This window comes from Pseudomonas sp. gcc21, assembly GCF_012844345.1.
Lineage (GTDB): Bacteria > Pseudomonadota > Gammaproteobacteria > Pseudomonadales > Pseudomonadaceae > Halopseudomonas.
The window spans coordinates 1,416,064-1,429,769 of sequence record NZ_CP051625.1; the positions used below are offsets into that span (position 1 = coordinate 1,416,064).

Sequence of the window (13,706 nt, forward strand, 5' to 3'; positions counted from 1 at the left end):
GTACATCTTGACCTCTCGCCGGTCGGGTTGACCCTATGCCAATCGCGGCACGTCGACCCAGACAAATTTATCCCGCTCGAGACGTTCTTCACCGTCCCATCGATAGGCGACCAGTTTACCGAATTTGACTGCGCTGTAGTCGAGGCAGGCCAGGTTTGGCCTGATCGGATGGGGCTTTCCTTGTTGCCAATAATGTCCGACGAAGAGGATGGGCTCATCCTTGCCGTACACCAGCAGCTCGGCCTTCTGGTCCGGGGTCAGCGGGCGGGCAGCAATGTGCTCGGGCAAGGGGTCCGGCTGGAACTGCACGTCGCCGTAGGTTTGCGGATCCTCTTCCCAGAACTTGGTGCGGAAGAACTGCCGGGTAAAGCCGTCCTTGCCGGTCATGGTCAGCCCGTGCGGTAGCGGCATCCCCGTACCGCGCAGCAGCCGGTCCTGTACCTGGCATGCGAATGTGCCCGGGTCTACCGAGGCCTGCAGGAATTCCCGATCCAGGCACCCGTCCGGATATTGGGCCTGGAAGGTATCGATCAGTCCCTGATCCCAGCACGCATGAACCATGCGGAATGCGCCCATATCCAGGAATAGCGGCAGGCAAAAAAACCAGTCGAGGAAATAGCGCCACTCATCCGGATAGGCCGCGAACTGTTCCAGCGTATCCTGGATCTGCCGCAGCTGGCGGTCGGTATGTTCACGCACATATCGCCTGCCGCTGCCAGGTGCCGCGGGGGTCGTCCAGCCCAACGCATTGAACTCGTGGTTCCCCATGATGCAGCGTGCAGTGCCCGCCTGGACCATATCGTGGACCAGGTGCAGCGCTTCACGGATTCGCGGACCACGGTCGATGATATCGCCCAGAAACAACGCCTGCCGGCTTGGATGACGCCATACGCCCTGTTGCAGCCGGTAGCCCATCTGTTCCAGCAATCGCGCCAGCGTTCGGGCACAGCCGTGAATATCCCCGATGATGTCGTAGCCCGAATGCTCGGCCGGTGCGTGCATGGTCATCGCTCCGTCAGCCGGCTCGACCAGCCCAGCTTCTCCCGGCAGATGGCATAGAAATTGTGATCCAACGGATGAATCAAACGCAGTTTCTGCGGCTTCTTGCGGATATAGATGGTGTCCCCCGGCGCGCAGGCAATCTGCACCTGGCCATCGCAACTGACCTGCGGATAGATACCGTTTTGCGACGAGATGATGATCTTGAGCTCGCTGTTGCCGTCCACCACAATCGGGCGACTGGACAGCGTGTGCGGGAACATCGGCACCAACACCACCGCGTCCAGCTTGGGATGCATGATCGGCCCCCCGGCCGACAGTGCGTAGGCAGTCGAGCCGGTCGGCGTCGCGACGATAAGACCGTCGGACTTCTGGCTGTAGACGAACTGCCCATCGATATAGAGTTCGAATTCGATCATCCGGGCGGATTTACCCGGATGCAGAACCACGTCATTCAATGCCTCGCTGGTGCCGAGCTGCTCCTCTCCGCGGCGCACAAAGGCATCGAGCAGGAAGCGATTCTCGACCATATACCGCCCGGCAAGCACTTCACCCACGCGGCTTTCGAGTTCGTCAGGCGAAATATCGGTTAAAAAACCCAGCCCCCCGCGGTTAACGCCCAGCACCGGCACGTTATAGCGGCATAGCGCACGCGCGGCGCCAAGCAGGCTGCCGTCGCCGCCCACGACGATCACCAGATCGCAGATCTCGCCCATCATCTTCCGGGTACAGACTTGCAGCTGGTGGCCTGGCAAAAGGTCTGCAACGGCATCTTCGAGGATCACGCAATGGCCGTTATCGAGCAGAAACCGCTTGAGACGTTTGAGGGTATCCACGACCCGACCACTGCCGAGACGCCCGATCAACCCGATGTTGCGGAATTGCTCCATGCCACTCTCTCTATATCAACGTGTAGGATTAACGGGCGTGGCTGACACTGCCCAGTACGCCTGAATTATCCGCAGCCGGCTCGATGCTGGCAAACGAGACGACTGATGCTTGACCTATTTTCTCATCCTCAGGTACGTGACCTGGCCTGGATTGCCTGCTCGGAGTCACTGCTGAAACCGGGCATCTTGGCTGTACGCGATCCCCTCACAGGGTCGGTCTGGCGACAGGATCCGGAATCGCTACTCTACAGGCTTAAACAACTCGACGCGGACCCGGTTCCCTTGCAGCAGCTGATTCCGGTATCGCGTGACCTGCGCCTGGGTAACTATTACGAGCGGCTCTGGCACGCGCTCCTGCATCTGGCACCGGACGTCCGGTTGCTGGCGCACAATGTCGCTCTGCGGGGCAACGGTCGCACCCTTGGCGAGCTGGATTTATTGATGGAAGATCCTGCCGGAGCCGTCATTCACCTGGAGCTCGCGGTCAAATTCTATCTTGGTGTCCCCGAGCAGCTTGCGCAGCCGCAATCTGCGGGAACAATCGATCAATCCGTCGTCGCCAGCTCCAGCCCTCATAGCGCCTGGCTGGGCCCCGATCCACGCGACACCCTGGATGACAAGGTCAAGCGGTTACGTGACCATCAGCTCAAACTCGTCGACCATCTGCATCTGGCAGCCACTCCCTTGCCCCGTCCCGATCTATCCGCCGCCTGGCTGCAAGGCGTATTGTTCGGGCCGCACGATACCGCTATGCCTCCGGCTGTCGACACGCGCCCGAACGCGCAGAACCACCAGTGGTGCAGGCAATCAGAATTGCGGAAGATCGAGGGCAGGCACTGGCTGGTCATGCCGCACAAGCAATGGCTGATGCCACCATCCGCGGGGCGCGAGCAGATCAGAACGATCGAGGAAATACTGCAGATGCTGGATGCGCAGCAACTGCACCCGAACCGGGCGCTTATGCTGGTGCGCTGTGAGGATATAGAGAATTATCGGGCAATGAGCGCGCAGCGGCTCATCTGTATGCCGGATAGCTGGCCTGTTTCAAACTGAGCTGAACCACTCGCTGCTGAGCCTGGCTAACCGAATCAGTCGATGGAGGTGCGGTTTTGCGCCTTGGCCAGTTCGCGGCGTAACGATGCGTTGATCTTCTGTTGGTTCGCCAACTCATTCTTGATGTCGATCATCTCGCCACGAATCAGATTGAGGTGATCAGTGTGATCCTTGCGTAACTGGTCGAGGTCAGCCAGACGGCGGTTTTCTGCCTGTTTCAGGCTCTCCTGCAATGTCAGGATCTGGCGCGTGTAGAGCGCGATCTTCTTCAAATGCTCGTCACGCTCGCGCTGCGCCTGATCCTCTATCGCCGCTTCAACTGCTGGCTGCGACTCTGCTTTAACCGGGGACTCTGTTTCGGGTTCGTTGATACCGCGGGAGTCGTCATACCAGGCGTCTTCGGCCGCCACACGCAAACGGTCGGCCGGGATTGGCGTGTAAGCCTCTTCCTCATCGCCAATGATGCCCAGAGCATTGCGGTTTACCGCCTCTTTGATAAGGGCAAGATCTGCGCGCCCGTTACGCTGACCGGGCTTCCACAAATTCTCACGGTATTGCGGCGCCGTAGTAAAACCCAGACAAACCAGCCGGATCGGGCCGCCGCCCATATCCGGGCCGCGGCCGGCCTTTTCTGCCAACTGGCGAAGTGGCATGTTCCATAGACGGTTTACGTGACCGTCCATGTCAAAATCCATGGTAAAGAATACCGCTGCGCGAACCTGCAGGCGGTTATTGATCTGTAGAAAAACGGCTTCGATCGTTTCGTCAGCGAACTCTGGTGTGGCTACCAGCCCGTCCAGTAGTGCCTCAAATTCGGTATAAAGTACTTCCTTGCATACGCCACGCTCCGAAAAAAACATTACCGCTTCTGTCAGTAATGACTTTGGTGCTGTGCTCATCAATCGCTCTCCGCCAAATCCCTTCAGCAACATGCATTCCCGTATGCAATCTTGAGATGCAATCAGGGGCCATGGTCAACCAACCCCACCGCAACTTTGCGTCATTTATCGGCTGATTGCATCCGCCGGTCACAGTTTAAATGACGTGACCGGCGATTGTATGTGATCGGGTTGGCAGGGATCCGCGAGGTGTGACCGACTCAGATCGCCGCAGCGAGGCGTGAGCCCTGATCAATCGCACGCTTGGCGTCCAGCTCCGCAGCCACGTCGGCACCGCCTATCAGATGAACCTTAATACCCAGGGTCTCAAGACCCTGCTCGAGTTCACGTAGCGGCTCCTGTCCGGCACACACAACGATGTTATCAACCGGCAGCACCTGCGGCTCGCCCGTTTCGCCAATACGAATGTGCAGGCCTTCGTCATCAATCTTCAGGTACTCGACACTATTAAGCATCTTCACCTGTTTGCTCTTGAGTCCCGCACGGTGAATCCAGCCGGTGGTCTTGCCGAGACCTTTGCCCACCTTGCTCGACTTACGCTGCAACAGGTAGACGTCGCGGGCGGGTGGCTGGGGTTGGGCGGTGATGCCGGCGATGCCGCCACGCGCCTCCATAGCGGGGTCGATGCCCCACTCTCTCCAGAACAGCGCAATATCCTGGCTGGGTGAACCGCCCTGGTGAGTAATGAACTCGGACACATCGAAGCCAATGCCGCCCGCGCCCATGACTGCGACACGCTTACCCACCGGCTTGCGCCCGGTAATCACGTCCAGATAGCCAAGCACTTTCGGATGATCAATACCCGGAATATCCGGCGTGCGCGGCTTGATACCTGTGGCGAGAATCACCTCATCGAAGCCGCGCAGGTCCTGCGCCGTCACGCGGCGATTCAGCTCCAGCGTGACGCCATTGATCTCAATCATTCTGCCGAAGTAGCGCAGTGTTTCGTAGAACTCTTCCTTGCCCGGAATACGCTTGGCGATGTTGAACTGGCCACCAATCTCATCGGCTGCATCGAATAATGTCACTTCATGGCCACGCTGCGCCGCCACGGTCGCCGCTGCAAGTCCTGCAGGACCGGCACCGACTACTGCGATCTTTTTCACGGCAGTCGTCGGAATATAGTTCAGCTCGGTCTCGTGACAGGCGCGCGGATTAACCAGGCAACTGGTCAGCTTGCCGCCAAAGGTGTGATCCAGACAGGCCTGGTTACAGCCGATACAGGTATTGATCTGATCAGCACGCCCTTCAGCCGCCTTGTTGACGAAATCCGGGTCAGCCAGAAACGGCCGCGCCATGGAGACCATATGGGCATCGCCGCCAGCAAGAACCTGCTCGGCCACCTCGGGCGTATTGATCCGGTTGGTGGTGATGAGCGGAATGTTGACCTCGCCCTTCAGGCGCGCTGTTACCTTGGTGAATGCCGCGCGGGGCACCTTGGTGGCGATGGTGGGAATCCGTGCCTCATGCCAGCCGATACCGGTATTGATCAACGTGGCACCCGCTTGCTCGACCGCTTTGGCCAGTATCACGACCTCATCCCAGGTGCTGCCATTTTCGATCAGATCCAGCATCGACAGGCGATAGATGATGATGAAATTGCGCCCCACGGCTTCACGCACCCGGCGAACGACTTCAACCGCGAGGCGCATACGGTTCTCGTAGCTGCCGCCCCAGCGGTCGGTGCGCTGGTTGACATGCTTCACGAGAAACTGATTGATGAAGTAGCCTTCCGAACCCATGATCTCTACGCCATCGTAACCGGCGCTTTGGGCCAATCTCGCGCAGTTCACGAAGTCGCTTATCTGCTTTTCAATGCCGGCCTCATCCAGTTCCTTGGGCGTAAACGGATTGATCGGCGCCTGCACTGCGCTGGCCGAGACGCCATTGGGGTTATAGGCGTAACGCCCCGCATGCAGAATCTGCATACAGATCTTGCCGCCCGCCTCGTGCACCGCCTGGGTAACTATCCTGTGCTGTTCCGCTTCATCCTGCGTGGTCAGCTTGGCGGCGCCCTTGCCTACGCTGCCTTCCAGGTTTGGACCAATACCACCGGTCACGATCAGGCCCACGCCGCCACGGGCGCGCTCGGCAAAGTACGCAGCCATGCGCTCAAAGCCTTGCGGCCGCTCTTCCAGCCCGGTGTGCATGGAACCCATCAGGGTGCGGTTACGCAGAGTGGTAAAGCCAAGATCAAGGGGTGCCAACAGGTGCGGGTACAGTTGGTGGGGGGCGTGGTCAGTCATGATTGCTCCGTCATCAGGTTTGCCTGGAGTCCGTGCCGCCAGGTCGAATGACGAGACGATAGGCCGGAGACAGTCCTGGCTCAATTACCGCAAGTGACATATTCATAACCGTTTCTTACAATCGTTTTTCTGCCATCGGGGATTACTCTTCAATGCAGGACGCCATGACTCTCGGATTTGGAGCAATACGGATGCCTGAAAGGATCAGCACGTGAAACTGGGCGATCTGGCCGTCGGGCACCTGTACAGCCTGCAGGCTGCACTGAACCGTCTGGGCCAGGACCCACAGCCGTTATTCGCGCGATACGGCGTGACTTCCGAGCTGCTCGCCCAGCCCCAGGCGCGCATCAGTATTCCGCGATTCATGCGCCTGGGCCATGCGGCCATCCGTCAAAGCGGCAGGCCGGAAATCGGTTTGTTGATGGGTCAGCAGATTCAGATCAGCCATTTCGGACTGGCTGGCATGGCTGCACAATGCGCGCCATCCATGCATGAAGCTTTCGCCACGCTGGTGCGTTATGAGCGGCTGACCAGCCAGAACTACCGTGGACACTCGGGCTTCGCGCCGCCGGCCTTGCAGTTTTATTCCATCAGCCCTTACAACGCCTTCAATCTGTTCGTGGTCGATTCGGCATTGGCCGCCCGCGCACAACTGGGTAAACATCTGACGTCCGGCCAAGCCAGAGTGAGAGAAGTACACATCGAATTTCCCGCACCGGCCTATGCCGAAGCATACGAAGCCTGCTTCCAGTGCCCTGTTCTGTTCGGCCAGTCCGCCAATCAATTATTATGGGATCCTGCCAGCCTCGAACTGCCCCTGGTGCAAAGCGCACCCGCCACATTCGCTCAGCTGGTCCAACTATGCGAGCGTGAATTGGAGCAACTCGACCGCCATCGGCGCATTCGGGAAAAGGTCGAAGAAATCGTCTCGCCGGAACTTCATCGTCGCCTGCCCACCCTGTCCGAAGTAGCAGAACAGCTGGGCATGCCAACCTGGACGTTACGCAGACGGCTACAGGCAGAGGCCGGCACGCGGTTCCAGGATATCGTCAACGAAACGCGGCGTGATCTGGCGGTCACTTATATCAGGGACACTGATCTAGCATTGGGGGAGATTGCCTTCCTGCTGGGGTTTTCATCCCAGGGGGCATTTCAGAGGGGGTTCAGAAAATGGACGGGACAACCGCCCGGGGCTTTCCGACGCCAGTACCGACATACCCTGGCGGCGGAAAATACTGAACATCGGCGTAGTGAACCTTAGCCGGTATTGCGGGAGATAACAGACGTGCACTGCTGTTCCAACATAAAATGCCGAACTTACATTTCTTCGGCGTCTTCTACTTCCTGATCCCATTCCTGCGCATGCTGCTCAATCAACTCTTCGTAATAGTCATTCATATCCCGGCCTCTTTATCTCATCTTTTGGTTTTCTCATGCTTCGGACTTCAAACTAATGTCCTTGCATTACAGTGAGATGAAAGCGCTTACGAAAAGTTCAGGCGAGGTTGTGAGCCAAAGGATCCGGCTGCGACCGGGGCCGTGTTTTGCGCACGTCCAGCTGAGCCCCCCAGAAGCGCCAGTGATCGAGAATATGAAACTGTCGTTTCGAGCGGGTTTGCTCATCCAGCTCGCCCACGCCTTGCCAGTATGAGTGCGTTGCCGCCGCAAAAGCAGCATGCAATTGCGCTTGAAGCTGATCGCGAATGGACTCCCTGAAACTCACCAGTTCATCGCGCAGCTGACGCGCCTGCTCGTCACGCAGCACCGCTTCCTCCGCCTTCAACAGGGCGAAATCGGTGATCACGATGGTGCCTGCTGCCGTGGCAAAGGCAATGCTGCCAGCTATCAGCGCACCGGGGCCCGAGGGCGCGGCGACCGCCGCAGCACTGCCGCCAATGGAAATCGCACCGGCCATGCGCGGTGCCAGACGCGCGGCAAAACCGGCTATTACCTGCCGCGCTGCCTGAACACTGCCAAGACGCATCAGCCTCGGCAGAAGCGCATGCCGCGCCAGCAATGCAAAGGAACCCACCCCGGCAACAACGGAGGCCTGACTACTGATCTTCCAGCGTTGGAGATCCCCGGCGCTGGCGCCAAAAGCGCGATCCATTGCGCTGTTTACGTCTATCACCCGCTCGGTATCAATCTTCGGTTCGGCCAGCTTCACCTGCCGGTCGGTATAGCGCTCAACAAGTCCTGCCCGAAGCGCCCTGCTCTTCTCCCCGATGAGACCGTGTAGCTGCTCGGTCAGCGCGCGATCGAACTCAGCCAGCCGCTGCTCGAATCCACTCTCAACCAGCAGCCGGTTTTCCAGCCGTTCACGCAGCGCAGCATCCAGGTCGCCACTGACGGCGTAGTACAACCGGGTGTATGAACCGGGCATGGAGTAATACCAGTCCATATAACCGGGCACAGCATCGAGCGCCAAAGCGAAGGTGTCATCCAGCCACTGATCGACCCAGGCATCCATCTGTCGCTGCAGAGACTGTTGATGCTGCATGCCCAGACGCTGGAGATCGGCATTGAACGCGTCGAGCGTTTTACCATCGAGCATCAATGTCTGGTCATCTACCAGCACGGCGAAGATCCGGTTATCAGCCCACTTCTGCGCGAGCAGCCGATACCCCGCACCCAGACCCAGCAACACAACACAAACAGCCGCTGTGGCGATGCATAACAAGACAAGGCGTCGAGGGGGGTTACTGCTCATGCCGCCTCCTTCCACGATGGCTGTATTCGCTGATCGAGCAATGCATCCAGACCCACCAGCAGGCGCACGTATGCCCAAATGAAGGCGCTACCGCTTAATAGCAATAGCGACCAGCCCACCAGCGCCAGCCAGCCATTGCGCTCGGCTCCACCCAATCCGTTCTGCAGCGCCCAGTGCAGCGTCAGATCCAGCATCATGTATGACCGCTCCAGAACACGCAGGCCTGTCAGCTCGCTGGCGGACGGCTGCAGGTATTCAAGCATGACCAGCTCCCAACTCAAGCCACGCAGATCCGTTTGGCCCTGGTTCAGCGTTACCATGAGATAGAGTGCAGTCAACACGCCTACCGCCAGCGGCACGCTGAACCGCCGAACCAGCGCCGGTAAAGCCTGCGGCGCAACATGCTCACGCATACGCCTGTTCAACATGCGCGAGAACCAGGCAAGCAAGGGCAGGCCAAGCGCAAGAACAGCCCATAGCGCAGCATCTGAATACTGCAATTTGATCAGCATGAACAGACTCAACAGCGCGCCAATCAGCACATGCCAGGCCGCCATGAGCGCGCCGCCGCGCAGCAACCGATGCCACGGCGATTCGGCGCGCAGATATTGATCCAGCCAGACGCGTCGCCGCATCCGTGCAGCCTCAAAGCCGCCAGTGAAGATCAGCGCCGTACAGACTATCCAGAGCGGCAACATGGACCAGCCCCGCAGTGGAGCGGGCAGCAGGCTCCAACCCCACACCAGCAGGAACATGCTTGCACTGAAGATTAGCTGTCGCTGCACTGAAAGTCCTGCGGTCGAACCGGAAGGCCATGAGTGTACCCCATGACACGCCGGCCTCTTTTCCTGAACGATTCCAGCCGACGTCAGTCCCACTTTCAAGCGCTACCAGCGCGTCGAAATGACATAGCAGGCCATGGGCTCGCTCGCCTGGCTGGAGTTGATCATCTGCATGACAAGGACGCACTGACGGGGCAAACGTCATCTGCCGGCTGCGCGCAGTCTCGCGCGTGACAGCAAGCGCAGTTACCGAGCGAATCCAGGCCGCCAATAACAAAGGTGTCCTGATGAATAAGGTTGCAGACTGCACCATCTTCTTTGACGGCAAACCACTGACTGGCGAGGCCGATCAACCGCTGGTCGACTTCCTCGCCGGTCACGGTATCGATCTTCCCCACGTCTGCTATCACCGGTCGCTCGGCGCACTGCAGACTTGCGACGTCTGCTGGGTCGAGATAGACGGCGCGCTGCAGCGAGGCTGTGCGGTGACCTCGAAAGACGGCCTGATTATCAACAGCGAGACCGAGCGGGCCGGCGCTGCACGGCATGAGGGGATGGATCGACTGCTCGGCAAGCATGAGCTGTATTGCACGCTGTGCGAACACAACACCGGCGATTGCACACTGCATAACACTTTCGCCGACATGAAGATGCCGATCCAGCGTTACGAGTTCAAACGCAAGCCCTATGAGAAGGACGAATCCAACCCCTTTTACACCTACGATCCAGACCAATGCATCCTTTGCGGTCGCTGCGTCGAGGCGTGCCAGAACGTCGAAGTCAACGAGACCCTAAGCATCGATTACAACATGGAGCACCCGCGCGTGCTCTGGGATGGAGGCCAGTCCATCGATCATTCCAGCTGCGTCAGTTGTGGCCACTGCGTCACCGTCTGCCCATGCAATGCGCTAATGGAAAAGTCGATGCAGCCTGACGCGGGCCCCTTCACTGCGCTGCCGCAGACACTCAAACGTCCGCTGATCGATATCGTCAAGAAAATTGAACACACCATCGGTGCGCCGCCCATCACGGCTGTGTCCAATATGGATATGTATTGGCGGCAACCCGAAATCAAGCGCACCAAAACTGTTTGTACCTATTGCGGTGTGGGTTGTTCGTTCGAAATGTGGACCCGCGACCGACATATCCTCAAGGTGCAGCCGGTGGTCGATGCGCCGGCGAACGGCATTTCCACCTGCGTCAAAGGCAAGTTTGCCTGGGACTTCGTTAACAGCGAAAAGCGCCTGACTACGCCCTTGATCCGAGAAAACGGCCAATTTCGCGAGGCCAGCTGGGACGAGGCGCTGGACCTGGTCGCTACTCGCCTGATGAAAGATCGCGACCGCTACGGACCCAATGCCATCGGATTCATCGGGTCGAGCAAAGCCAGTAACGAGGAGGCCTACCTCACGCAAAAGATCGCGCGGCTGGTCATCGGCACCAACAACGTCGACAACTCCTCACGTTATTGCCAGAACCCGGCGACCAAAGGCCTGTTCCGCACCGTCGGTTACGGTGGCGATTCCGGCACGATAGAAGATATCGAAAAGGCCGAGCTGGTCGTACTGGTCGGCAGCAATCTGGCCGAGAACCATCCGGTGATTGCCTCCAAGGTCAAGGCAGCGAAGAAGCTACGCGGGCAGAAGCTGGTCGTGGTCGATCCACGCAAACACGAGATGGCCGAACGCGCTGACATATTTCTGCGACCGAAGTTGAGCACCGACATGATCTGGGCATCGGCCATGTCCCGCTACATGTTCGAACATGGCTACGCCGATCAGGATTTTCTGGATAACAAGGTCAACCAGGTCGAAGAATACCGCAACTCGCTCGAGCCCTTCACCATGCAATACGCCGCCCAGATGACGGATATCCCCGAGGAAGAATTGATTGCCGCGGCCGAGATGATCGGCCAGGCCAAATCGGTGTGTCTGCTATGGGCCATGGGTATAACCCAGCACAGCCACGGTGCCGACACCAGTACCGCCCTGTCCAACCTGCTGGTCGTGACCGGCAATTACGGCCGACCCGGCACCGGCGGTTACCCCATGCGCGGGCATAACAATGTTCAGGGCGCGAGTGATTTCGGCTGCCTGAAGAACATGTATCCGGGCTATGAAAAGGTCACCGATGACGAGGTGCGCGAGAAGTGGGCGAAGGCCTGGGGCGTCGACAAGCAGCAGTTATCGCCTGATATCGGCTCGGATAATTTCCTCATGGTCAAGCAAGCTGAAGAGGACAAGATCCGCGCCATGTACATCATCGGCGAAGAGACAGCTTTCTCCGACGCCCATAGCCAGAACGTACACAGCGCCTTCGAGAGTCTGGACTTCATGGTGGTGCAGGACATATTTCTCAGCCGCACCGCAGAGTTCGCCGACGTCGTACTGCCCGCCTGTCCCAGCGTCGAGAAGGATGGCACCTTCGTGAATACAGAAAGGCGTATCCAGCGCTTTTACGAAGTGATGCCGCCGCTGGGTAACAGCCGGCCAGACTGGAAGATCCTCACCGAGCTGGCAAAACGCATGGGCCACGACTGGGGCTACGAACACCCCTCGCAGATCATGGACGAGGTGGCTGGCATTGCCGAAATATTCAAAGGCGTCAGTTATGAGCGCCTCGAAGGATGGCAATCCCAGTGCTGGCCAGTCAAGGCAGACGGTACGGACACCCCCCTGCTCTACACAGACGGCTTCCATACCGATGACGGCAAGGCCGTGCTCTATCCGCTGGAATGGAAGGCGCCGGACGAACAAGTTAATGATGAATACGATCTGATGCTGGACAACGGCCGCATGCTGGAGCACTTCCAGGGCACCAACCAGACCGGCCGTTCCCCGGGCATCGACAATCAGCTACCCAACTGGTTTGTCGAGGTCAGTCCCGAGCTGGCGAAGCAGTACAACATCGAGGATGGTACCTGGGTGCGGGTCAGTTCACGGCGCGGCACTCTGGAAGTGCGCGCGACGGTCACCGATCGCGTGCATGGCAACGTGCTGTTCATGTCTATTCACCAGGGCAAGCCGGGTCTGAACCTGCTGACCGGTGAGCACCATGATCCCGACGTCAACACACCGGCTTACAAGGAGACAGCGGTCAAGCTTGAAGTCATACCGCGACCCGCCGGCGAGCCCCCTCTTCCACCCAACAACTTCCGTTACGGAAACAGGACGCCCAACGACGGCGTACCGGTGGAAATCAAATGGGCACAGCCTCAGTACATCGTCCCGCCCGCTGAACAATCCAATCCGGAGAAACTCTGATGGCCGATCGTATCAACTATGACGTCAAGCCCACACCCATCGGCCCCGATGCCTATCAGGAACTGGATCGCCTGCTGCAAAGCCTGCACGAGCACGGCGTGCTGCGCTTCGCCAACGACGTCGTGTGTTCCAAAACCGATCTGGCGCATGTGCTGGTGGGCGGTCTGGGTAAGGAAGGCACACTCAACACGATCCAGAACCTGTCCATTCTCGGTATGGCGCTCTCGCGCATTCCGCCGGAGCAGTTCTACAAGGTGGTATTCGGCATGAAAGACACCGTCGAGGAGCTGAATCGCCACACCAAAGCCGACGAAAAAAGCGACGCACCCGGCATCAGCGGCACCTACAAGATGTTGCAGGATGACAAGCTCTGGACATCACTCGAACCCATCTTGAAGGCAATAAAAGTATTCGCCGACCGCATGGGCAAGGAACCCGACAAACCCATCACCGAATTTACCGGCAAGCCTACGGATAATTGAGCAGAAATCCGGTGAAGAGCCAACTCCCGGGGGTGTAGCGCGCCTGCGCTACGCCAAACTCCGCAGCAGCACCAAATCCTGTCGGCGCGTCCGAACGCGGCCCGAGCCGCACGCCAACCCCAGGAAAAACCGTGTTTCGACGAGCCCGCGGAACCACCCTGGGGGTGTAGCGCGCCTGCGCTACGCCAATCCCGCAGCGGCTCGGATCACCAGACAGACCCACACCACCCAGACAGCAAAAAGCCCCTGAATCTTTCGACTCAGGGGCTTCTCATATATGGCGCAGCGGACGGGACTCGAACCCGCGACCCCCGGCGTGACAGGCCGGTATTCTAACCAACTGAACTACCGCTGCGCATCTGTCATCAAGATCGGTATAACA

10 protein-coding genes and 1 tRNA gene are annotated in these 13,706 nt (G+C 58.8%); 4 read left to right on the forward strand and 7 right to left on the reverse strand.

What is annotated here, in order from left to right; all coding sequences use genetic code 11:
* Nucleotides 1-33 precede the first annotated feature (33 nt).
* Both HG264_RS06660 and HG264_RS06665 read right to left on the reverse strand, forming a co-directional pair.
* Nucleotides 34-1,002 (reverse strand): metallophosphoesterase, encoded by a 969-nt coding sequence (locus HG264_RS06660; protein WP_169406930.1) that lies wholly within the window; start codon nucleotides 1,000-1,002, stop codon nucleotides 34-36.
* A gap of 2 nt (nucleotides 1,003-1,004) precedes the next feature.
* Entirely contained in the window at nucleotides 1,005-1,889 is an 885-nt protein-coding gene (locus HG264_RS06665; RefSeq protein WP_169406931.1) for an NAD(+) kinase, read from the reverse strand.
* Between the two features lie 105 nt (nucleotides 1,890-1,994).
* Between HG264_RS06665 and HG264_RS06670 the strand changes: the two genes are divergently transcribed.
* Nucleotides 1,995-2,942 (forward strand): DUF1853 family protein, encoded by a 948-nt coding sequence (locus HG264_RS06670; RefSeq protein WP_169406932.1) that lies wholly within the window; start codon nucleotides 1,995-1,997, stop codon nucleotides 2,940-2,942.
* Between the two features lie 35 nt (nucleotides 2,943-2,977).
* Here HG264_RS06670 and HG264_RS06675 read toward each other — a convergent pair whose 3' ends face one another.
* Complete coding sequence (locus tag HG264_RS06675; protein WP_169406933.1) at nucleotides 2,978-3,841, reverse strand: hypothetical protein; 864 nt, start codon at nucleotides 3,839-3,841, stop codon at nucleotides 2,978-2,980.
* Between the two features lie 200 nt (nucleotides 3,842-4,041).
* Entirely contained in the window at nucleotides 4,042-6,087 is a 2,046-nt protein-coding gene (locus HG264_RS06680; protein WP_169406934.1) for an NADPH-dependent 2,4-dienoyl-CoA reductase, read from the reverse strand.
* Between the two features lie 211 nt (nucleotides 6,088-6,298).
* Here HG264_RS06680 and HG264_RS06685 point away from each other — a divergent pair, with 211 nt between their 5' ends.
* Nucleotides 6,299-7,348 carry an AraC family transcriptional regulator gene (locus HG264_RS06685; protein ID WP_169406935.1) on the forward strand — a complete coding sequence of 350 codons (1,050 nt, stop codon included), beginning with the start codon at nucleotides 6,299-6,301 and terminating at the stop codon, nucleotides 7,346-7,348.
* Nucleotides 7,349-7,582: 234 nt separating this feature from the next.
* On the opposite strand, the gene HG264_RS06690 is transcribed toward HG264_RS06685, so the two are convergent.
* Both HG264_RS06690 and HG264_RS06695 read right to left on the reverse strand, forming a co-directional pair.
* Nucleotides 7,583-8,797, reverse strand: coding sequence for a hypothetical protein (locus HG264_RS06690; protein ID WP_169406936.1), 1,215 nt, complete (start codon nucleotides 8,795-8,797; stop codon nucleotides 7,583-7,585).
* Nucleotides 8,794-9,582, reverse strand: a complete 789-nt coding sequence (locus tag HG264_RS06695; protein ID WP_169406937.1) for a hypothetical protein — start codon at nucleotides 9,580-9,582, stop codon at nucleotides 8,794-8,796. The genes HG264_RS06690 and HG264_RS06695 overlap by 4 nt, the downstream gene beginning before the upstream one ends.
* 284 nt (nucleotides 9,583-9,866) lie before the next feature.
* Between HG264_RS06695 and fdhF the strand changes: the two genes are divergently transcribed.
* Together fdhF and HG264_RS06705 are read left to right on the forward strand one after the other, a co-directional pair.
* Nucleotides 9,867-12,842 (forward strand): formate dehydrogenase subunit alpha, encoded by a 2,976-nt coding sequence (fdhF, locus tag HG264_RS06700; protein WP_169406938.1) that lies wholly within the window; start codon nucleotides 9,867-9,869, stop codon nucleotides 12,840-12,842.
* Entirely contained in the window at nucleotides 12,842-13,324 is a 483-nt protein-coding gene (locus HG264_RS06705) for a DUF1641 domain-containing protein (protein ID WP_169406939.1), read from the forward strand. Before fdhF ends, HG264_RS06705 begins: the two co-directional genes overlap by 1 nt.
* A 278-nt stretch (nucleotides 13,325-13,602) precedes the next feature.
* On the opposite strand, the gene HG264_RS06710 is transcribed toward HG264_RS06705, so the two are convergent.
* A tRNA-Asp gene (locus HG264_RS06710) sits at nucleotides 13,603-13,679 on the reverse strand.
* Nucleotides 13,680-13,706: the final 27 nt, after the last annotated feature.

Excerpts from the sequence above, each read along its gene's own strand:
- HG264_RS06660 (WP_169406930.1), bottom strand. The coding sequence starts at position 1,002 with ATGCACGCACCGGCCGAGCATTCGGGCTACGACATCATCGGGGATATT.
- HG264_RS06665 (WP_169406931.1), bottom strand. The coding sequence starts at position 1,889 with ATGGAGCAATTCCGCAACATCGGGTTGATCGGGCGTCTCGGCAGTGGT.
- HG264_RS06670 (WP_169406932.1), top strand. The coding sequence starts at position 1,995 with ATGCTTGACCTATTTTCTCATCCTCAGGTACGTGACCTGGCCTGGATT.
- HG264_RS06675 (WP_169406933.1), bottom strand. The coding sequence starts at position 3,841 with ATGAGCACAGCACCAAAGTCATTACTGACAGAAGCGGTAATGTTTTTT.
- HG264_RS06680 (WP_169406934.1), bottom strand. The coding sequence starts at position 6,087 with ATGACTGACCACGCCCCCCACCAACTGTACCCGCACCTGTTGGCACCC.
- HG264_RS06690 (WP_169406936.1), bottom strand. The coding sequence starts at position 8,797 with ATGAGCAGTAACCCCCCTCGACGCCTTGTCTTGTTATGCATCGCCACA.
- fdhF (WP_169406938.1), top strand. The coding sequence starts at position 9,867 with ATGAATAAGGTTGCAGACTGCACCATCTTCTTTGACGGCAAACCACTG.
- HG264_RS06705 (WP_169406939.1), top strand. The coding sequence starts at position 12,842 with ATGGCCGATCGTATCAACTATGACGTCAAGCCCACACCCATCGGCCCC.